This window comes from Stenotrophomonas sp. 05L413 (assembly GCF_056397945.1).
This window is the reverse complement of sequence record NZ_JBFTOL010000001.1, coordinates 81,440-100,468: the sequence shown is the minus strand read 5'-3', so window position 1 is coordinate 100,468 and position 19,029 is coordinate 81,440. Positions and strand designations below refer to the sequence as shown.

Annotated in this window: 18 protein-coding genes and 1 pseudogene; 7 read left to right on the top strand and 12 right to left on the bottom strand. The window is 61.1% G+C overall.

All coding sequences use genetic code 11. The features are described 5' to 3' along the window. Window positions 1-91: 91 nt before the first annotated feature. From AC1DIQ_RS00485 to AC1DIQ_RS00460, 6 genes are all read right to left on the bottom strand, one after another. Window positions 92-1,885: a glycoside hydrolase family 15 protein gene (locus AC1DIQ_RS00485; RefSeq protein ID WP_478049248.1), complete on the bottom strand. Its 1,794-nt coding sequence runs from the start codon at window positions 1,883-1,885 to the stop codon at window positions 92-94. Between the two features lie 26 nt (window positions 1,886-1,911). Further along, window positions 1,912-2,811 carry an SDR family oxidoreductase gene (locus tag AC1DIQ_RS00480; protein WP_478049247.1) on the bottom strand — a complete coding sequence of 300 codons (900 nt, stop codon included), beginning with the start codon at window positions 2,809-2,811 and terminating at the stop codon, window positions 1,912-1,914. 33 nt (window positions 2,812-2,844) lie between these two features. Then, window positions 2,845-3,711, bottom strand: a complete 867-nt coding sequence (locus tag AC1DIQ_RS00475; RefSeq protein ID WP_478049246.1) for an SDR family oxidoreductase — start codon at window positions 3,709-3,711, stop codon at window positions 2,845-2,847. Window positions 3,712-3,819: 108 nt separating this feature from the next. After that, entirely contained in the window at window positions 3,820-4,206 is a 387-nt protein-coding gene (locus AC1DIQ_RS00470) for a sensory rhodopsin transducer (RefSeq protein WP_350469448.1), read from the bottom strand. Beyond that, window positions 4,203-4,688 (bottom strand): DUF4126 domain-containing protein, encoded by a 486-nt coding sequence (locus AC1DIQ_RS00465; protein WP_282261699.1) that lies wholly within the window; start codon window positions 4,686-4,688, stop codon window positions 4,203-4,205. Before AC1DIQ_RS00465 ends, AC1DIQ_RS00470 begins: the two co-directional genes overlap by 4 nt. A gap of 40 nt (window positions 4,689-4,728) precedes the next feature. Then, window positions 4,729-4,893 carry a hypothetical protein gene (locus tag AC1DIQ_RS00460; RefSeq protein ID WP_282261698.1) on the bottom strand — a complete coding sequence of 55 codons (165 nt, stop codon included), beginning with the start codon at window positions 4,891-4,893 and terminating at the stop codon, window positions 4,729-4,731. 180 nt (window positions 4,894-5,073) lie between these two features. Here AC1DIQ_RS00460 and AC1DIQ_RS00455 point away from each other — a divergent pair, with 180 nt between their 5' ends. Continuing rightward, a complete protein-coding gene (locus tag AC1DIQ_RS00455; protein WP_350463479.1) occupies window positions 5,074-5,775 on the top strand; it encodes a glycosyltransferase family 2 protein in 702 nt (233 codons plus the stop codon). A 5-nt stretch (window positions 5,776-5,780) separates the two neighbouring features. Further along, window positions 5,781-6,044 (top strand): PQ-loop domain-containing transporter, encoded by a 264-nt coding sequence (locus AC1DIQ_RS00450; RefSeq protein WP_478049502.1) that lies wholly within the window; start codon window positions 5,781-5,783, stop codon window positions 6,042-6,044. Window positions 6,045-6,133: 89 nt separating this feature from the next. On the opposite strand, the gene AC1DIQ_RS00445 is transcribed toward AC1DIQ_RS00450, so the two are convergent. From AC1DIQ_RS00445 to AC1DIQ_RS00425, 5 genes are all read right to left on the bottom strand, one after another. Beyond that, on the bottom strand, window positions 6,134-7,525 hold the full coding sequence (locus AC1DIQ_RS00445) for a site-specific integrase (RefSeq protein WP_478049245.1): 1,392 nt from the start codon (window positions 7,523-7,525) through the stop codon (window positions 6,134-6,136). Between the two features lie 718 nt (window positions 7,526-8,243). After that, window positions 8,244-8,810 (bottom strand): peptidoglycan-binding protein, encoded by a 567-nt coding sequence (locus AC1DIQ_RS00440; RefSeq protein ID WP_478049501.1) that lies wholly within the window; start codon window positions 8,808-8,810, stop codon window positions 8,244-8,246. A gap of 96 nt (window positions 8,811-8,906) precedes the next feature. Further along, on the bottom strand, window positions 8,907-9,968 hold the full coding sequence (gene hxsC, locus AC1DIQ_RS00435) for a His-Xaa-Ser system radical SAM maturase HxsC (RefSeq protein ID WP_478049244.1): 1,062 nt from the start codon (window positions 9,966-9,968) through the stop codon (window positions 8,907-8,909). A gap of 94 nt (window positions 9,969-10,062) precedes the next feature. Continuing rightward, window positions 10,063-11,499: a His-Xaa-Ser system radical SAM maturase HxsB gene (gene hxsB / locus AC1DIQ_RS00430; RefSeq protein WP_478049500.1), complete on the bottom strand. Its 1,437-nt coding sequence runs from the start codon at window positions 11,497-11,499 to the stop codon at window positions 10,063-10,065. A gap of 53 nt (window positions 11,500-11,552) precedes the next feature. Continuing rightward, a complete protein-coding gene (locus AC1DIQ_RS00425) occupies window positions 11,553-11,855 on the bottom strand; it encodes a hypothetical protein (protein WP_478049243.1) in 303 nt (100 codons plus the stop codon). A gap of 238 nt (window positions 11,856-12,093) precedes the next feature. On the opposite strand from AC1DIQ_RS00425, the gene AC1DIQ_RS00420 reads away from it, so the two are divergent. Then, the gene (locus AC1DIQ_RS00420) at window positions 12,094-12,234 is read left to right on the top strand and encodes a hypothetical protein (RefSeq protein ID WP_293983431.1); all 141 of its coding nucleotides are present in this window, start codon (window positions 12,094-12,096) and stop codon (window positions 12,232-12,234) included. A 50-nt stretch (window positions 12,235-12,284) separates the two neighbouring features. Here the strand turns inward: AC1DIQ_RS00420 and traD are convergent, their stop codons facing one another. Continuing rightward, complete coding sequence (gene traD / locus AC1DIQ_RS00415; protein ID WP_478049242.1) at window positions 12,285-12,596, bottom strand: conjugal transfer protein TraD; 312 nt, start codon at window positions 12,594-12,596, stop codon at window positions 12,285-12,287. Between the two features lie 273 nt (window positions 12,597-12,869). Here traD and mobQ point away from each other — a divergent pair, with 273 nt between their 5' ends. The 4 genes and pseudogenes from mobQ (at window position 12,870) to AC1DIQ_RS00395 (ending at window position 19,025) form a co-directional block, all read left to right on the top strand. Beyond that, complete coding sequence (gene mobQ / locus AC1DIQ_RS00410) at window positions 12,870-14,462, top strand: MobQ family relaxase (protein ID WP_478049241.1); 1,593 nt, start codon at window positions 12,870-12,872, stop codon at window positions 14,460-14,462. A 419-nt stretch (window positions 14,463-14,881) separates the two neighbouring features. Beyond that, window positions 14,882-15,589: a DUF5343 domain-containing protein gene (locus AC1DIQ_RS00405; RefSeq protein ID WP_313159605.1), complete on the top strand. Its 708-nt coding sequence runs from the start codon at window positions 14,882-14,884 to the stop codon at window positions 15,587-15,589. A gap of 5 nt (window positions 15,590-15,594) precedes the next feature. Further along, complete coding sequence (locus tag AC1DIQ_RS00400) at window positions 15,595-16,104, top strand: DUF4145 domain-containing protein (protein WP_478049240.1); 510 nt, start codon at window positions 15,595-15,597, stop codon at window positions 16,102-16,104. Window positions 16,105-17,911: 1,807 nt separating this feature from the next. Beyond that, window positions 17,912-19,025, top strand: a pseudogene (locus AC1DIQ_RS00395) (IS3 family transposase). Window positions 19,026-19,029: the final 4 nt, after the last annotated feature.

Sequence of the window (19,029 nt, the reverse complement as noted above, 5' to 3'; positions counted from 1 at the left end):
ATACCCGAAGCGATAGCAACTTGGGATAGAGCCAACTCTCGCCGGCCCTTTCAGCGCCCCGAGGAACATCGGCCCAGGTGGGTGCGCAGCGCTACTCGCCATCCACCGCATAAGCAGCGTGCACCAAGGCCAAGTGACTCAGTCCTTGTGGCGTGTTGCCTAGCCCCTGTTCCTGGTGGGGATCCCACATCTCCGGCATCAGGCCTACGTCGTTCTGGACCCGGGCCAGCAGCGCGCCGAACAAGCGATTGGCTTCTTCCTTCTCGCCCAGCAGGCCGTAGGCCTCCACCATCCAGAACGCGCAACTGATGAACGTGCTTTCGCAGTCCTGCATGCCGCTGTAGCGCCACAGCAGATCGCCGCTGTCATCGGACAGTTCGCGCCGCATGGCCTCTCGCGTTGAGATGAAGCGCTCCCGACGCACGTCGCCCAGGCCGAAGCGCGAGGCCAGCATCAGGCTCGCATCCAGACGATCGCTGCCGGCGTGCATCACGTAGCTCTGCTTTGCCTCATTCCAGCAGTGCGCGTCCACCCAGTCGAGGATGCGTTCCTTCTCGCGCTGCCAGCGCGGCAGGCGAGCGGTGGTGATGTGACCGGCCTCAGCCAGCTCACAGGCCCGTCGCAACGCCATCCAGCATTCCACCTTGGACATTGTGTAGTGCTGCGCGTCGCCCAGTTCCCAGAAGCCGCTGTCCTTGCGCATCCAGTTGTCGGCGCATTCGTCGGCGAGCTCGAACAGCAGCCGGGCGGTGGTGGGATCGAGGATGTGGCCTGCTTCGATCATCCGGCTGGCCATTTCCAGCACGTCACCGTAGGCGCAGGTCTGCAATTGCTCGGCGGCGGCGTTGCCCACGCGGACCGGTTGGCTGTTGCGGTAGCCCGGCACGTCGATGCAGCGCTCTTTTTCGACCCGTTCGCCGCGCAGCGTGTAGCAAGGCGCGAGCCCGGGGCGGTGGCGGCCGATCGTGGTCATCAGCCAGCTGAAGCCGGCCTTGGCGTCGGGCAGGGCACCGACGCGCAGGAAGGTTTTGATGACGTATGCAGCATCCCGCACCCAGGCGTAGCGGTAGTCCCAGTTCTTGTCCCCGCCGATGCGCTCCGGCAGAGAGGTGCTCACGGCGGCGGCGATGGCGCCGGTGGGGGCGAACCAGAGGAATTTGAGCGCCAAGGCCGAGCGGATGACCTCGTCGCGTCGGCTGGCGTCGCAGTGAAGGTCGTCCACCCACTGGCGCCATTCCCGATCAGAGCGGTCGATGCGGGTATCGATATCGACCAAGGGCGGAACCGGGAGCACTTCGTCCTGCGAGGCCAGCAGCGCGATAATCTCCCGGTCGCCGGGCGTAAGGGTCACGGTGCCGCGGAGTTCCCGGTCATCGCAATTGCCGATCTGCACGCGTTCGGAATAGCGCAGCATCGTCATGACCGGGCCGGCGTGATGCACGCACCCGTTTGGGGTGTCGCTCATCCACGGCGTGCAGGCCCCGGCGCGCGTGCCGGGCTGGTAGAGCAGATCGAAGCTGACCTCTCCCTCGACGCCTTCCATCCGGCGAGCCAGCTCGGACCAGGGCAGCCGCCCGGCGGGACCGCTGTTGAGCGACTCGGTCACGCGGGCCAGGCCGGTGCTGGTGCGAACGTCGGTCTCCAACACATTGCTGTTGTCGCGGTAGCGCCGCTGCACCTGCTGAACGTCGCGGGCTTGGAGCACAAAACGACCGCCGGCCGGGGCATCGAGCAGGCGGTCGAGCAAGGGCGGTGCGTCCATGCACGGGGCGCACCACCAGTCGATGCTGCCATCCGGCGCGATGAGCGCACTGGAGCGCCCATCGCCAATGGCGGCGTAGGAGTGGATGGGCGCATACCCGTCCGCGTCGCGCTCGGCAGGCACGCTATCGGCATCGCTGGAGCTAGCGGTCACGGCAGCAGCATGCCGCCGGTGGCGCCGATCACCTCACCGGTGATGTAGCTCGATTCCTGGGTGGCCAGCAGCACGTAGGCCGACGCCATTTCCACCGGCTGGCCCGCCCGCTTCAGCGGCGTCTGCGAGCCGAACTCCGGAATGGCCTCAGGCGGTTGGCCGCCGGCAGGCTGCAAGGGCGTCCAGATCGGACCCGGAGCAACCGCGTTCACGCGGATGCCGCGCTCGGCCACCTGCTGGGCCAGGGCCTTGGTGAAGTTCACGATCGCCGCCTTGGTGGGGGCGTAGTCCAGCAGGTTGGGCGATGGCTGATAGGCCTGAATGGACGCGGTGTTGATGATAGTCGCGCCGGCGGGCAAATGCGGCAGGGCAGCCTTGCACACCCAGAACAGCGCATGCACGTTGGTGCGGAAGGTGGCGTCGAATTGCTCGGTGGTGAGGTCTTCGATCTTTTCCACGGCCAATTGTTTGCCGGCGATGTTGGCGACCACGTCCAGCCCGCCCAGCGCCTTGACCGCCTGCGCCACCAAGTCGCCGCAGAACTGCTCCTCCTGGAGGTCACCCGGGATGGCGATCGCCTTGCGGCCTTCGGCTTCAATCAGCGCCACCACTTCGGCAGCGTCGTCTTCTTCTTCGGGTAGGTAGCTCAGTGCCACGTCGGCGCCCTCGCGCGCGAAGGCAATGGCCACTGCGCGGCCGATGCCGGAATCGGCGCCGGTCACCAGCGCCTTGCGACCCTTCATGCGCCCCAGGCCTACGTAGCTTTCCTCGCCATGGTCGGCCGCCGGCTTGAGCTCATGAACAGTGCCGGGCGGGGTTTGAACCTGGGCCGGGTAGGTCGGCTGTGGGAACTGGGTCAGCGGGTTCTGCATGTCGTATTGGTTGCGGGACGTCATAGGAATCCTTGGGGGGAGGAGGGAGAACAGGCCTTACAGGGTGACCGCGCCGCCGGAGACGGTAAGCAGTGCGCCGGAGGTGTAGCTCGCGCTGTCGGCAGCGAGCATCACGTAGGCCGAGGCGAGCTCGGCCGGCTGGCCGGGACGACCGAACGGGGTCTGGCTGCCGAACTGCTCAACTTCCTCTGCGGCCATGCCGGCGGGAATGAAGGGCGTCCAGATCGGACCGGGCAATACCGCGTTGACACGGATGCCCTTCTCGGCGAGAAGACCGGCCAGGCCGATGGTGAGGTTGGCCACCGCGCCCTTGGTGGCCGAGTAGGGCAGGATGTTGGGGGTCGGCTTCTTGGAGTTGACCGAGGCGGTGTTGATGACCGAGCCGCCGTCCTGCAGGTGCGGCACGCACAGGCGGGTCAGGTTGAAGACGGCATGCACATTGGTATCGAACGTCTTTCGCCAGTCGTCCAGGGTGATGTCGTCGAAGGATTCGTAGTAGCGCTGATACGCGGCGTTGTTGACCAGAATGTCCAGGCCCCCAAGTTCGCGAGTGACCTGCTCGATAAGCCCTTCAGCCTGGGCGTCGTCGCTGATGTCGCAGGGGCACAGGACGGCCTTCTGGCCCGCCTCTTCTATGAGGGCCCCAATGCTGGCGGCATCCATCTCCTCGCCCTCAAGGAACGCGATCGCCACATCGGCGCCTTCCCGGGCGTAGGCGATGGCTACTGCCGCGCCAATGCCGCTGTCGCCGCCGGTAATCAGGGCTTTCTTGCCTTTCAGCAAGCCGTGACCAACGTAGCTGTCCTCACCGTGGTCTGGCCGAGGGTCGAGCTTGTCGGTTTTGCCGGGAAACGACTGCTGCTGCGCCTTGAACGGGGGCTTCGGGTAGTTGGGCACGGGCATTGGCTGAGCCTCTATGGGGTTGAGGAAAGGTCAGTGTGCGGACGCCCTGGTAAACGTTGCGGCCCAGTGGTGTCGATGCGATGTGCAGGGGCCGGACCGACCGGAGGGTCAGAGCGGGTAGGCGATGGTCGTCATGATGCTGTTCTCGGCTTGGCGTGAATCAAGCCGGGTGTGCTGGACGACGACCGGAACATCGGATTCGATGACGCACGAAAAACCCACGCCACGGGGCACCGGGGCAGGCACCTCAAGATCGTTGAAGCGTTTGTGACACGTGCGCCGGGCGGGGACGGTGAAGCGGTAAGGGCCCTGCGGGTCGCGATCCTCGAAATACAGGGTCAGGGTGATCGCCGCATCGGTGGAACCGGCGTTGAGGATGCAGCAGGTCTCGTGGCTTTGCAGCTCTGGTTCCGGCCCGTTGCTCCACGCAGGGATGTAGCCCTCGGCGATAGCCCAGCACCGCCGACCGAGGGACGTCGGCTCACTGAGGCTCATCCGCGACGTCCTCTTGGCTTGGCGCCCCCGGCAGCCCATTGTGTGATGAGGGCAGCACTGCCGACGGCAATGGCGTCTTCCACGGCTCCTGTGCTGCTTTGACCGTAGCGGGCGATCGCCCGCATGCGCAGGTTGAAGGTCACGTAGGCCATACCAACGGCGGCGCCAGCACCCAGAAGCGCGCCCAGCTTTCGCTGCCGATGGGGAGCGAGCGCCGCACCTGCAATCATCCCGGTAGCGACGCGCGCAACCATGCCTGCCGGAACGATGCGGTCCGGGGCCGTTTTCATCTTGTCACCAACGAGCTCTCCGCCTGCCAATGCGAGCATCCCTGCGGAGGCAAGCTTGTTGGCCAGAAGGCGAGGGGCACCGTTGTCGGCGGGCAAGTTACCGCTCCGCGCGGCATTCGTCACTGCGGCCAAAGGGGTCATCGCGCGCATTCCCGCGACGGCTCCCATCAAAATCGAATGGATCAAGGCCATCTGGCTCTCCTGAATAGGGTGGAATCGCCGGAGCTGGCCCTCAGGGCTTTGCCGGACGCTCGTAATCTTCCGGTTTGGCGGTGTGCTCCGCCTCAGGCATGTCCTTGTCTTTCCACGTGGCGTCATCGTTTCGGAGCTTGTCCGGGGTGTGCGCTTTGTCCTGGTCATCCACATCGGCGCCGGGATTGAGGGGGAGTTTGCTCATGGGTCGCTCCGTGTTGGTGTCGCCCTCTATGCTGCTCCCGCCGCCATGAGAACGGCGTTTGGGCGGGCTCCACATTTTCACCACGCTGCGGTCACCGCCTGGCTACGTCCACGCGGGTATCTGTTCGTCGTTACGGGCGGAGGACCTTACGATGCACGGATCGACCAGGGAGGGCCTGCGGTGATCGCAGTGATAGTGCCGGCCCACAACGAGGCAGCAGACATTGGCCGCTGCCTGGAATCAATCACCGTGGCTGCCAGGCATCCTGGACTTCGAGGCGAGCCCGTAGTTGCAGTCGTGGCGCTGGATGCCTGCACCGATAAAACGCCTGACGTGTGTTTGCACCACGGTGCCGTGGCCATCTCGATTGAGGCACGGTGCGTGGGCGTGGCACGTGCGGCGGCTGCCAACCATGCGCTGGGCTTGGGCGCGCGCTGGATAGCCAGCACTGACGCCGATACGCATGTCCCGTCTGACTGGCTCTGGAAACAAGCGAACTTTGGGGCCGATGCGTTTTGCGGGGTAGTGGAGGTGCGTGACTGGCTTGATTACCCGGCTGCCGTGCGCCAAGCATTCGCAGGGCGCGAGCATGCGCGCGAAGGCCATCGCCATATCCACGGTGCCAACATGGGTGTCAGTGCTGCGGCCTATCGGGAGGTGGGCGGCTTCCCACCGCTGGTCACGGGCGAGGATGTGGCGCTGGTTCAGGCACTTCAGCGCTCAGGCGCAATGATCGCTTGGCGAGCTCGACCAGTGGTTACCACAAGTGCCCGCCGGTCAGCCAGGGCACCCCACGGGTTCAGTGGCTTCCTGCGTGCCTTGGAGCGCGAAGTGCTCGAAGCAGGTGCGGGGTTGTTGCCATCGCGGGAACTGGCGCGATGACGACGATGCCGGCTGACTTGCTGGGGTGGGCAGCCACGGCAGTGCTGATTGCGACGCTGTCTCGACAGATCTACAAGCAGCAGCAGGCCGGCTCGATGGAGGCGGTATCGACGTGGCTTTTCGTAGGTCAGATGACCGCCTCGGTGCTTTTCATCGCCTACAGTGCTCTGATGGGGTCCACGGTCTTCGTAGTCACCAACACCCTGATCCTCATCACCGCCGTGGTTGGCCAAATCTTGGCTGTTCGCCGGCGACGGCGCCACTCGTAGGCTCAGCATTCCGAGCGCAGCCAACAACCATCAAACGGATTCGGGCCACTGAGGTTCACCCACTAGGGGCACCCGTAAAAAGGCGTTGCTCACGGGTGAAACTTGCTTGGGTCAGCTAGCAAATCGCCAAACTGGCCGCGCTGATACAAGGGCAGTTGCACCGGAGGTTGGTAGCGAGCGAGTGTGCTGGCCTTCCCGCGCAGATGGGCGATCGCTTCGCGGTGCTGGTAGAACTTATCGAGAACAGGCACTACGTCAATTTGTCGTGGTGCGTGACCTGTAAGTAAGGCGATGTCGCTATGAGAAGCTCCGCTCGCACTCAAGTTGGTTACCAGTGTGTGCCTAAACGCATGGAATCCGATGCCTCTTCCAAATCCTAAGGTCTTCATATATCGACCGAACTCAGCAACCAGAGTCTGGCTGTAGTGTGCGTTTGTCTCACCGGTTTTGCGGTTCGTCCCAGCAGATAGATGAGGGAATAGACGATGGTGGCCTGTCGCTCTCACGTCGTCGACGTAGTCAAGTATTCCAGCGTCCAACAGCGGCTGTGCGATGGGGATGATGCGGGTGCATCCCTTGCCCTTCATGCTTTGACGACTGGTCCGCTTCAAGCGAGGGTTCTTGGCCAAATCCTCGTCCTCAGTCTTTTGAAGAGAAAAGCACCACTGTCCGGCGAGGTCTACTATATCGATGATCTTGAGTTGGCATACTTCGTTGACTCGGGCCCCGGTGAAGAGCCCGATCATGGGTGCCCACCACAGCTGTGGTTTCGTTGCCCATGGAATGAATGTCGCCCAGTTGAAGATCGACTGAAGGTTTTCATCTTCAAAGTAGCGAGCTGGGTTCGAGCGCCGCACCATATCGTCCTCGGCCGGCTTCTTAAACGCTCGCATCGGTGATGAAGGGATGGCTAAGGAGTCCTCGAGGTGCCTGAAGAAGGACACCAGGAAGCGGCGGTGGCGCTCCAGGGTGGCTGGGGCGAGTGGCTCGGTGCCCATCTTTCTTCCAGCTTCAATCACTTCGTCGAAGGTGAGTTTGGATAGGAGCGGATCTGTGGTGACGTTCTTCGGAGCCCAGCGCAACAGTTCCCACATCTTATGGATGTCTTTGTAGTCGATGCGGGCGGCAGAAATGTTTCCGCAGGTAAGCACGAGCAATTTGAGCGTGCGCGCGGTTACTTCAACGGTCTTTGGGTTAAGGTTCCTTCGCTCCATATCCCTCAGGTAGTCGGAGATTTCGGTCTCCAGCGGCCTCGCCGGTGAACCCATTGGCAGAGGTTGGGGCCTGCGAGAGCCGCTTTTATATGCCCGCTTGTTCGCGGCATTTTCGAGGCCAGCAACGATGCACTCGTGAAAATTGATTGCGGCCTGCCTACAGCCGAGCGTCACCCTATCGACATGAAAGTCTCCCGCTTTGACTCCCTCAAAAACAATGAGGCCATTCGAGAAACGGGGGTCAGCGGGAATATTCGTATCGGACATGCTTCACTTCCATTGATTTCAATGGAAGTACCAATAAGTCATCGAAGTAAATCGTCAATCGATTTGAGGAAAAATCTATCCGATCGGTCATTGCTCTATGCGTTGCGTTCCTACCGAAAAACGTGCGCAACTACCGTCATTCCCGTTACCTTCTTAAATTATTGATTTAAAAGGTTATTTGCGGGTGCAAAATCAGTCATTAGTGTACTATTATTGCTTGGAACAGCCCTAAACGAGCTAACAAAGGGCTATTTTAAACTGAATGGAAGATAAATTAAGTGGTGTGTTGTTAGGGTTCTTCGGTGTTTGTCGGCTGCTCCGTCAATTGCTAATGGTGCGACGCCTAGCTGCAGGTCTTGAAATTCGCTCGCCGGAGTAGAAACACGGCAGTCATTACCCCTTTCGCCCGCGCGACAGCTGCAGAAACGCGAAGTTCGGCTCGTGGGCCGCAGGCCGGACCTACCTGGCGCCGAGTTGTGCGGGGAGTGCCGCCGCCAAAGYGGCGTCGCCGTTCACCAGCCCATTCCAGCCCATTCCAGCCCATTCCAACCCGGCTCCAATCCGTTTCTCGGCCCTTCAGCACAAGCTTGAGCCCGGTAGGGTCGATGATCAGGGTATATGGTCGCTCGCGGCGAGTCGCGACAGATCAAGGTGCCCTCATGCTGCTGCGCGACGTGGTGGTTCTTAGGTGGTGTAGCACCCCATCAAGTAGCAACAGCTAGAGCCTCACGCCCAAGGCGTCGAGAGTTGGCGTGGTCATGGTCCCCGTGACCTTGATGCCGTAGGTCAGCTGGAACATGCGAAGCGCAGACTGGGTCTGGGGCGATAGGGCCCCATCAATCGCACCAGGGTCGTAGCCCTTTGAATACAGCGCGGCTTGGACTCTCATGATGAGCAGCTTCAGCTGATCTGCATCTCGTCGCTCGCTGTCGGGCGCGGCCAGGGTGCTCGGTTGAAGCGTCTGGGCCTTGTGCATGTCGTCGCTGGTCACGGAAGGTGTCGACTGCAAGCTTTGGTGCGTAACCGAGGAGCCACTCGAGGTCGCGCCCGACCGAGTCCGAGACGCTGGAGCTGTGTAAGTCGAGGGCGGCGGGGTGTAGGTGGATGGTGGTGGTGTATAGGTCGCCGGCGGCGTGTAAGACCTATACGAGCTTCCAGAGCCTGAGGAGTGCGACCGATGGGAGCTATGGGATCGATGCGAACTGTGGCTGCGATGACCGGCATACAGGTTATGCCGGCCCGCATTGAGCGAGGTGCTGAGCACGGTCGCATACTTGCTGTCCATATGCGCCAAGGTCGACAGGTCTGACGGGCCTTTGGGCGGCTCGGTTGCAAGGGCGCCAAGGGTGGCTCCCACAATCATGAGTGCGTTCGACATCGGTCAGGCGTCCAGGATGGGGGCTACAGCGCGGCTCGTCCAAGCCGGCGTCACCCAAGAGAAGAACCCGCCGCAGCGATCTTTCACGCTGCAAGTGCTGCAGGCGGGCAGGTAGTCGTTCTTCCAGGTCGAAATGCTCTTCGCGGCGTGGCCCCAGAGGCTTCGTTCGATGGTGCAGAGGGGCAGGTTGTAGAGGGACACCGGAATGCCGGCCATGTCCAGGATGTCGACGGCATCCCTCAGTATTTCGGAGTAGTCCGTAGGGTCGGCCCATAGATCGCGTTGGTGCGCTTTCGCGAACCCAACAGGCTCAATCCCCATGAGGGCCACGTGCTCCACGAAAGGCAGGTTCCGCCAAATGAAGCGAGCCAGCTGGGCCAGACGCTCAAACGTAGGCCGAACCAGCACCACGCGTATCTCCACGCGTTGCCGGGCGGCCTGGAGGGCGTAGAGGCCCCTCAACGTCTCTGCAAACGCCCCCTCGCTTTGGACCACGTAATCGTGCAGTCCGTAGTGGTCACCGTACAGCGGGATCCCCCAGCTGAGGTTTGGATGCAGCCCATCGAACTTGGCGTGGAGCGAAGGGTCGCGAAGGCGCCCGTTTGAGAGGATGTGGACGTGGGTATCCGGCAGGGTCTCGGAGCACCGCTTAACGACGTCGACCAAGCCATCTCCAAGAAGGGTGGGCTCGCCCCCGCTGATGGCCAGCGACGGCTCGTCAGGGTCCACCAGCTCAATAAGGTCAAGCAATTGCCTGACTCGCCAGCCGTCCTCCACGTCTCGGGGCGGCTGCGAGCACATCAGGCAGTAGCTGTTGCACCGCTCGGTGGCAAAGAGGACGTTGCCATTGTCGCCGCGGCGATATCGGACAGCGACCCGTTGCCGAATCGGGTCCAGCTCTATGACGTCACCACTTTTGGTAATGCGCGAGTCGCCCTCGAGACTCACCCAGGGAACCGTGGCAGGCCACTTGTGGCCATCCGGCGGGAGCAGGGCACCCCAAGGGAGATCGAGCAGCTCTGTAGCGGCGGCAAAGTCTGGTGTCGCCCGCAGATCGAGTGCCATCCTTGAGACCGGCAGACCTGAAGTTGAAAAATCGCTTAAGTCCACAACCTTCAGTAGCGGGGACCCGGGAGTGACTGGAACCCGCGCTTTCGTATCAAGCGGCAGCATCCTGCGTCTCCTCTGGCTCGGTCTTGGGAATTGCCCAGCTTTCCATCAGTCGTTTCGTGTCCCGATCTGCCTTCTCGTAACGCTCCAGAAGGAAGTCGAGCAGACCCATGTTCCTCCTACAGAAATCACTGGTGGGTCGGTGACCCATCGGATCGCCCTGACGGGCGTAATGCTCGATCGGATCGGCGCCGCATAGGGGAACGTAGGCGCAGTCGGAGCACGTTGGCAGTGCCTCGGCAACGCCGTCATCGAGCAGGCTCGTCATTGCTGGAGAGGACAGCCAGGTGCTGACGGGTTGGGATACGCTGCCGATACAGAATGTGCGATCGCCCATGGCCGCAAGCATCCGGGCCTCGTCCGACGGATAAACGCGGCCGTCGTAGTCGTAGATGATGGCACCCAGGCCGGCGCCCGACGGGGACCTCAGGTCCACGTAACCATGGCCGAACGGCGAGAGCAGTTGCGAGAGCAGCAGAGAGGCGTAAGTCTCATCGATGGCATAGCCCCCTCGGTTGACCGCCATGAGGTGCTCGAATGCCCGCTTGTAGAAGACTAAATAGTCTTCGGTTGTGTAGCCGGTTCTCGGGGCACTTTTAGTAGCAAAGCCATAGGGGCTCAAAGGCCTGAGCGAGATGGAGTGCAGGCCGAGCTTCCGATACTCATCGATGATGGCTTCGGGGACCTCCAGGCTTCGCTTGGTCAGGGTCGTCAGGGCCGACACCGCGTCTTCGCCCAGCCGACGCCGACCCAGATCGATCCCTTGGATGGTCCTCGCGTAGCTGTCGCGGCCTGGTCTGGGCCTGTTGGCGTTGTGGAGCCACTCCGGGCCATCCAAAGACGTAGAGAGCTTGAATCGGTGCTCCTCTAAGAAATCCAGCTGGGCTTCGGTCAAGTCGTGGAGAGTGGACGCCAGAACGAAACGCAGGCTCCGGTTCTCAAACCGATTGCGCTCGACGATAAGCAGCGTGATGGCCTTCACCTGCTCGAAGTTAAGCAGAGGCTCGCCCCCTTGGAACTCAATCGTCAGTTCCTGGCTTGGCCACTCGAACAGCCTCTCAACCGCCTGACGAGCATGTGTTCCCGCCATGTCGAACTCGGTGGCGGTCGTCTGCTGGCGGGACACCTGGCAATAACTGCAGGTGTGGTGGCAGCGCAAGGACACCACAAAGATGTGCAGGGCGGGTCCGCCCACCAAGTAGGACTTTCGGCTTCGGTATTGGCTGAGCAGCGGGGCGAGTGAGCTTCGGCTCGTCTCCGCAACGGCAAGGTGCCGGGCCTGCAAGTCGGCGAGCAACGGCGAGTGGGCCGGAAGTTCGTGGGAAACGAAGCGCTGCAGGTCTTCCATACCCATGAGCAGCCAATCGCCCGCCATTGAGGAGACGAACGCCTTCTGAGGGTCCCAAGGCAGCCGCCTGAAGCGCATCGGCAGCAGTTGATAGCCCGGTGAAGGGCTGAAAGCCTCCCTTGGCCTGAATCTCACGACACCACCGCGCCGGACGGCATCGCTTGGGTCAGTGCGGCGCGAACCAGCTCTTGCTGGAGGCCTTGAGTCTCAACACGCACCAGGGCGCGAAGGCGCTCATCCAAAAGGTCGTTGAAGAATTGTGCGCGCAGTTCTTCCGCCGACACCGGACTTTGCCGCGGCTGCAGAGCAACCACCAAGTCATTGCCTCGGACAAAAACCTCGACGGCACAGCTTTTGGTATGGCGGTGGGCGGCCCTGGTGACCACCTCGTCGCTATACAAACTGCGATCAATAACAAACTCCGAGCGTTCCATTGCCCATCCCCCTGTGGATCGCGTAACTCTGCACCTGGGGTGGATGTTTGACAAGCGCCCATCTTGGGACGGGCAACTGAATGCGCGTCGAGGCGCGGGCAAGGTGGCGCTGGTCTGGCCGGCGAGTGGAAAAGGCGGTGTGTAGCCGTGAGGGGGGCGTTTGGACTACTTGCTTCGCTGCGAGTTCGAGCGCAGTTTATGGCCGTCACCAGCCGGTGACTGACCTGGAGAGAGGAATATGGCCAAGAACGAAAAAACCAGTCCGAAGGCAGCGACCGCTGCCAGCAAGGTTCTGAAGAGCGGCAGCACAGGCAAGAACTCCAAAACCGCCGCTGGCTCGGCTCTCAGTCAGGCCCCGGACAAGGGCAAGAAGAAGTAGCCACCAGGCTGGCCGTCCAACCTGGATGGCCAGCACCTAGACTATTGACCTCAGGCTGCTGCGATAACAGCATCTAATTTCGCTTGGCCGATAGAGCGCGCATCCTGCCGCACGTCGCTATCGGTGCGGCTCTGTAGGTGGATCAAGAGCGCGCCAGCCAGTTCCGCATCGTCCAGAGCCTCCGCACCGGCAACGAAGACAAGCTCCGCGACACGTTGGCGGCGGCGGGCGTGTTCCCTGCGTTCGGCTTGCTTGGCCTTGGTTGCTTGGCGATGAGTTGCCAGTAGTTCGCGTGCCTGCAGCTGCGCCAGACGCGCCGTCGCCCGCTGGATGCGCTCGTGGTAGGGATTGGTTTTGATCATATGGGGTTCCTTTCCTCAGTCTGTTGAATCAAGTCAATCAAAGAAAATGCGCTCGTCAAGCACAGCCTGAGTGCCTCCTGTACGTTGTGCTGAATTTCTGTTTTCTCCGTGAGAATTAGACTCAAAAGAATGAAGCAAGAGCGCACCTATGCGTTGCCGTTGGCAACGCGTGCGCAAAGGGCTGTCGCCCCTTGGACCCCAATCGCTTCGCGCTTGCCAAAGTCGAAAGCGAGCGCATAAAGAGCCGGGCATATCCACTTCTTGGAGCGCCTTATGGCTATCTATCACGCAAACATCAAAACGATCAGCCGGTCAAAAGGACATTCGTCCATTGCCGCGGCTGCCTACAGGGCTGGCTTGCTGCTCTCCGACGAGCGCACCGGGCAGCGGCACGACTACCGCCGCCGCGATGGCGTTGTCGAAACCCGGTGCATGGCGCCAGTCGGGTCGCCCGCGTGGGCCCTGGATCCACATCAGCTTTGGGTAGAGGCCGAGAGGGCAGAGCGGCGCAAAGACTCGACTGTTGCCAGGGAGTTCGAGTTCGCATTGCCGCATGAGCTGGATGAAGACCAGCGGTCCAGCTTGGCCACTGACGTGACTCGCGCCCTTGTTGAACGCTACGGCTTCGCCGCACAGGCCAGTATCCACAGCCCTGGATCGAAGGGCGGGCTGAACCATCACGTCCATATCCTCGCCACAACACGCCGCATCGGCCCCGATGGCCTCACAGACAAGACCCGCGAGCTGGACGGCGGGCCTACCGGTCGGGAAGAGGTGGAGTGGGTGCGAGCCCTGGTCGCCTCGAGCGTGAATGCGCACCTCGAGGCGGCAGGCATTGACGCTCGAGTGGACCATCGCACTTTGAAGGTCCAAGCAGAAGAGGCGTTGGCCCGAGGCGACCTTGCGGCGGCAGCGCTCCTCTCGCGTCAGCCAACTCGTCACTTGGGGAAGAGCGCCGCCGCCATGTTGCGCCGAGGCTTGGAGTCTGGGCGGGGCGAGATCAACGAGCAAATTGCATTGGATAACCTCCACGGCTTGGAGCGGATCGCGCGAGAGTTCGACAAGGAGGCGTGGTTCCAAGGCCAAGGGATTGCAGCCGAGGGCTACGGTGAGCAGCCTAGTGGCCCACGGAAGGGCAAGCGGCTTCGATTCGATCTGGCAAACGGCGGCGGTGAGGTGGAACTGTCGCCAAGGATGCTGGCGAAGGCGAGGGACTATGGATTGTTCGGCTCAGATCCGGCTGACCAGCCCCCGTTGCCACAGCGCGTGACGAGCCAAGAGCTTCTCGAGGGCATAGTCGAGACGTGGCGTGAGCTGGTCAGCGCCGGCGCCGAGGCGGCTCTGACGTGGACGCGGAGGGTGGTCGAGCACGCGGCAGCAGGAGCGAGCGCCTTTACGGACTCCAGCGCCGTGTGGACCAAGCTGCGTGAGGTGCTGCGCTCGATGAAGCAACTGAAGCACCGACTCTCCGCCTACAGCCGGCGCCAGCAGGCAGAGCGGCGCGCCATCCGGCTGGTGCACATGGCTGAGCAGTCTTGGGAGGAGTTCAATACGAACCACCCCAGGCCCGGTTGCCCATGGCCCGAGCACGAGTGGAGGGCACGGAGAGCGCGGCGATTGGTCGCTCTGGAGAAGCGGTCGGCTGAGCTGGAGAAGGCCCGCAAACTCACTACGCCGGAAGAGAGGGCTGCGTGTGACGCATCGGTTCTTGAGAGCCAGGCGCGGCTGGAGGCTTGCAGCGATGCCTTGGCCAGGGATGGCTTAGTTGAGGCTCTGCCTCCCAACGAAGGAGTCGCGACGGATATGACAGGCGTCGATTTCACCGTCAGACCGCCCGGCTCGCGCCCTTCTCCACGTTTCCACTGAAGGCCATGCTGGGGACTCCCTGGAGTGGAGCCTCATTTCCAAGCTGGATGAGTTGCTGAGGTGCTTGCTTCGCCGGCGCCCGTAGACATTGGATGCCTATCCCRGCCAGTTGGGAGGGCATAGAAGCACTCACGCGCCACCACTTTTCCGCAACACCAGAGAGGGCGACCCAGGGACCCTATGAATAAGCATAGCCCTGTTCCGACCCGATCGTGCTGCGTATGCGGGTGGCAGAGGGCCGGATATGGAGTCGCGAATAGACGGGAGCTGGGGCATCAGTAGCGTCCTATACCGCTGAGTGCCGGGCGGGGTATGCTCCACTAAGCAGGCTTAGGCGGTGCCTGGGTGTAATCAAGCCGGGGGATCTATTCCCCCTCTAGAATGTCCGATTCAGGGGAAAGGATATGGCAGAAGAAAGGATGAAGGGCTACCCGAAGATTCCGCGAGCCAACTGGTTTGCCATTCGGGAGCGTTTCAAGAGCAAACCTCCTGGTGAGGTGACGGCTTCGTATCTGGCGTCCGTGTTGAGCATCAATCTTCCTTCTGCCAAGAATTTGATCTCCCCTCTCAAAGCACTGGGATTGATCGGTGAGGACAACAGGCCTACTGATCTGGCTTTCGACTGGAGGCACGACGATACCTACTCAGAAGCCTGCCACAGGATGCTGGATGCGACTTATCCCCAGGAGCTGCGTGATCTGTTTTCGCAACCGGATTCTTCACCTCAAGCGGTAGCGACTTGGTTCAGTCGGCATACCCGCGGCGGGGACGCAGCGTCCAAGGCGAACGCGGCAATGTACTTGCTCCTGCTTGAAGCGGACTTGAGCAAGAAGGAACTGACCAAGGTGAGAAAGCCGAGTGCCGCCGAGCAACGGCCGGCCGGCCTGAAGGCAGCTGTTCCAAAGTTCACCCCGCCGGGAAAATCCGTTCGGCAGGCGACTAATTCCAAGCCCGTTGTGAATCACCCCACGGATTTGGAAGCGGCGGAGGTTGCGCAACAACCGAAGGGCGGCTTCAGCCCGAAGCTGCATGTGGATATCCAGATCCATATATCACCTGACAGCTCGGCGGAGCAGATAGACAAGATCTTTGAGAGCATGGCAAAGCATCTTCCTCTCAAGGGATGAGTGGGATGGACATTGAGTCGGCGCTTTCGGAAATTCGAGCACTGCAAGGTGAGATCCGGGGCAAGAACCCCCCTCCCGAGGAGGGGGGCACCAGTTCCCAGGACAACATCATCAACTTCGCGCTCCTACGAGGAACGCGCCCCTACCTTGAACGTATTGCCCATCAGATCAATGGCTCTTACGAGAACGGCTGGTACGATGCCTCCGCAGTGATGATTAGGCGGTTGGTGGAAACGCTGATTATTGAGGTTTACGAGGCGAACGGAATGGCGTCTGAGATTAAGGACGCCGCCGGTGATTTCCTGTTCCTGCGCGACTTGGTGTCGAAGATTCTTGCCGAACCGAAGTTCAGCTTGGGGCGAGCCGCCAAGCGGTCACTCACCGAGCTGAAGGAGGCGGGTGACAAATCCGCCCATAGTCGGTTCTACACGGCCCATCGTCGCGACATTGAAGGCCTCGCCGGGCATCTTCGTAACATCGTTCAAGATCTTGTCGCGCACGCAAGACTCAAATGAGTCTGTCCTCAAATTCTATCTTCTTGACTGCTTTTCAATGGTCATAGCAAGTCGGCGCTAGCTTCATCATCTGGCAAGCACTCCAAGTCCCTAAGGTTGCGCTGGCTCACACGGTTGCCAGCCGCTTCACACCCGACGCTCCTGGCGCAAGCCCCATCTCTGGCGGTATTTGTTGTAGCGCTCAGAGTATTGCGATAGGGCCGGGACACGGCGCGCATCGTATGTGGCTGGTTGAGGGCCAAGCGGCTGCCCTATTGGTTTGATCCACGGTATGACTACGCTTCCGATCGAAGGGCTCCGCCCCAGAGAAGGCTGAGTCGTGTCCCTTCGACACGGCCTTCGGCATACTTTTTGATGGCCTGGAGCAAGCTGATAGCAAAGTCAGAGTGAGCGTCGGCAAACCTCTTTGGGCAAGTGCGCCGTAAGGACGCCGCCAAATGCAGAAGCGCCCCTTCTTCCGGGGCGCTTTCGTTATGACTTAGCGTGGGAGTTAGTGGCTGCGTGGTGCCGGTGCTGACCGGTTGGCCGGGTCGGGGGACGTGGCGCCCTGGGCGCTTCGCCTGGCGCGCCATTCGTCTAAAGAGGGCACCACATCACGTCGGATAACTGCTTCCATCGTCTTGGGTCGAGGGGCTGCTGAGGCGCGCGGCGGTGTTGAGCCGTGGAAGCGGCGCATCAGTTCAGCTGACACGTTCAGTGCTTCCTGGATATCTTCCAGCCGCTCCGCCCATGGGCGAGCGCGGTTTTGGCAGACAAGCGCGCTGACGATATGACTTGCGATTCTAAGTTGAGTTTCTTGGGGCATGGTGGTTCCTTAGATAAAAGTGACCCATTCATCTAAGCGCCGCTCAGGAACTTCACAAGCCCATTATTTAAGTGGTAAGTCACAGTTGCAGCTTTTAGCCAGCGAGATATCCGCTCGGGCTTCACCGACATCGGCAAGCTGCAGGCCACCCGCTCCGCATCGCGCTTTTGGTGCTAGATAGGCATGCCTACCAAAACTAGGGCGCGGTTGACCCCTGCTGCCATCGCGCCGAGTTGTCCTCGTCCATCCACATTGGCCGGCCGATCACAAAGCCTTGGATCCGCCTGGGTCCCCGTTAGGCGAGCCATGCAGGTCAGCCCTGACGACGCATTGCCAAATCTTAAGCTCTAAGTCTATGGACCTTGCACCAATGGCCCCATCGCCTTGCCAGGCAGGGGGGTTGCCACCCGCGAGCAGCTCGCCCCCGCGTAGTTGTCGGAGGGCTGGAAATCCACGCGCCATGACGGATATGATCGAGGAAACATCCAAAGGAAACCTGCCGAAGAGGCTTTCTGCAACGGATAGAATTGGTTAGATCGGTGGTGATCCGATCCCACTCTCTCCGCCAATGATTCCAATGAAACGCTGCTGTCGTAAAACTGTTCGCCAGAGATGCCACGGCAACCCCCTACTCAAGTGCGGGGTAGGTGGGGTTAATGGGCCGCACTCGAATGCCGCGACTTTGATGTCTAACTCGACCAAGGCAGCCAAACAGTCAATGGACTTTCGGAAGTCGACGGGTTGGGGTGCAACTGCATTTTTTCGATTGTTGCGCCGGGTGCATCATGGTTTCTGGACTGCAGAAGAATCGGGAGTACAGCGTCCGGAATCACACGGCGGCTTCGAATGCGGAGTTCATGAAGCGTCTGTCATGGCCCAAAGCGTTTCGGCATTTCTCGCCACAGCAACAACTGAGTAGAGTACCCAGAGCGTAAGCTCCCCCGGCCGCCAGACACCCGATAAGTAGAGCTTTCTGGCATCTCTAACCAGCTAGGAGGTTGCATGCGCACATCAAAATTCACCGAGACGCAGATCATCACGATCCTCAAGCAGGGCGATGCAGGGCTTGCGGTGAAGGATCTATGTCGCCAGGCCGGCATCAGCACGGCGACGTATTACCAGTGGAAGAGCGAGTACGGCGGGCTTGAGGCGTCCGAGCTTCGTCGAGTCAAGGACCTCGAAGCTGAGAACGCCAAGCTCAAACGCACGTATGCGGAAATGGCGCTGGACAACGCGGCGCTGAAGGACCTGATCGCAAAAAAACTGTAGGGCCGGGTCAGAAGCGTGAGGCAGTGCGTTTCCTCACCGAGGTGCACGCGCGCCCCCTGAGCCGGTCCTGCGATTATGTGGGTTTGTCTCGTGCGGCCTGGTATGCGCCGCCACTGGACTGGACCGTGCGCGATGCGGAGTTGATCTCGGCATTGGCCAAGCTGGTCGAGGAGCGGCCCAGTCGAGGTTTCTGGAAGTGCAGCGATCAACTACGCAAGAAGCGACCGGACTGGAATCCGAAGCGTATCTATCGGGTATACAAGGCGATGAAGCTCAACCTGAGAAGAGCGGCCAAGCGCCGTCTGCCAAAGCGCGAGCGGGTGCCGCTGTATGTTCCAAAGCATCCAGATACCGTCTGGTCCATGGACTTCATGAGTGACGCGTTGGCCTGTGGCAAACGATTCCGAACGTTCAATGTGATCGACGACTTCAACCGCGAGGTGCTGCATATCGAGGTGGATACATCACTCAACTCTGGTCGCTTGGTGCGCGTGTTCGAGCAGCTCAAACGTGATCACGGATTACCGCAGGTTCTACGGTCGGACAATGGCCCTGAGTTCCTGGGCGAAGAATTTGCCCAGTGGGCCAAACTCAGCGGCGTGGCGCTGCGATACATCCAACCTGGCAAGCCCAACCAGAACGCCTTCATCGAACGCTTCAACCGCACGTTCCGTGAGGAGGTGCTGGACCAGCACCTCTTCGCACGCCTTGAGGACTACGTGAGGCAGCGCATTGGTGGATGATCGATTACAACGAATTTCGTCCACATGACTCGCTCAGCGGCATGAGCCCCGTCGAGTACCGTAACGCTCACACCAGAAGCTCTACTTTAGAAATGTCTGCTTGACGGG

Coding starts and splice junctions, on each gene's coding strand:
- AC1DIQ_RS00480 (WP_478049247.1), bottom strand. CDS start 2,811: ATGACGTCCCGCAACCAATACGACATGCAGAACCCGCTGACCCAGTTC.
- hxsB (WP_478049500.1), bottom strand. CDS start 11,499: ATGCGCTTCAGGCGGCTGCCTTGGGACCCTCAGAAGGCGTTCGTCTCC.
- AC1DIQ_RS00440 (WP_478049501.1), bottom strand. CDS start 8,810: ATGGACAGCAAGTATGCGACCGTGCTCAGCACCTCGCTCAATGCGGGC.
- AC1DIQ_RS00470 (WP_350469448.1), bottom strand. CDS start 4,206: ATGAGCCTCAGTGAGCCGACGTCCCTCGGTCGGCGGTGCTGGGCTATC.
- mobQ (WP_478049241.1), top strand. CDS start 12,870: ATGGCTATCTATCACGCAAACATCAAAACGATCAGCCGGTCAAAAGGA.
- AC1DIQ_RS00445 (WP_478049245.1), bottom strand. CDS start 7,525: ATGTCCGATACGAATATTCCCGCTGACCCCCGTTTCTCGAATGGCCTC.
- AC1DIQ_RS00475 (WP_478049246.1), bottom strand. CDS start 3,711: ATGCCCGTGCCCAACTACCCGAAGCCCCCGTTCAAGGCGCAGCAGCAG.
- AC1DIQ_RS00450 (WP_478049502.1), top strand. CDS start 5,781: ATGCCGGCTGACTTGCTGGGGTGGGCAGCCACGGCAGTGCTGATTGCG.
- AC1DIQ_RS00460 (WP_282261698.1), bottom strand. CDS start 4,893: ATGAGCAAACTCCCCCTCAATCCCGGCGCCGATGTGGATGACCAGGAC.
- traD (WP_478049242.1), bottom strand. CDS start 12,596: ATGATCAAAACCAATCCCTACCACGAGCGCATCCAGCGGGCGACGGCG.
- AC1DIQ_RS00400 (WP_478049240.1), top strand. CDS start 15,595: ATGGACATTGAGTCGGCGCTTTCGGAAATTCGAGCACTGCAAGGTGAG.
- AC1DIQ_RS00420 (WP_293983431.1), top strand. CDS start 12,094: ATGGCCAAGAACGAAAAAACCAGTCCGAAGGCAGCGACCGCTGCCAGC.
- AC1DIQ_RS00405 (WP_313159605.1), top strand. CDS start 14,882: ATGAAGGGCTACCCGAAGATTCCGCGAGCCAACTGGTTTGCCATTCGG.
- hxsC (WP_478049244.1), bottom strand. CDS start 9,968: ATGGCACTCGATCTGCGGGCGACACCAGACTTTGCCGCCGCTACAGAG.
- AC1DIQ_RS00465 (WP_282261699.1), bottom strand. CDS start 4,688: ATGGCCTTGATCCATTCGATTTTGATGGGAGCCGTCGCGGGAATGCGC.
- AC1DIQ_RS00425 (WP_478049243.1), bottom strand. CDS start 11,855: ATGGAACGCTCGGAGTTTGTTATTGATCGCAGTTTGTATAGCGACGAG.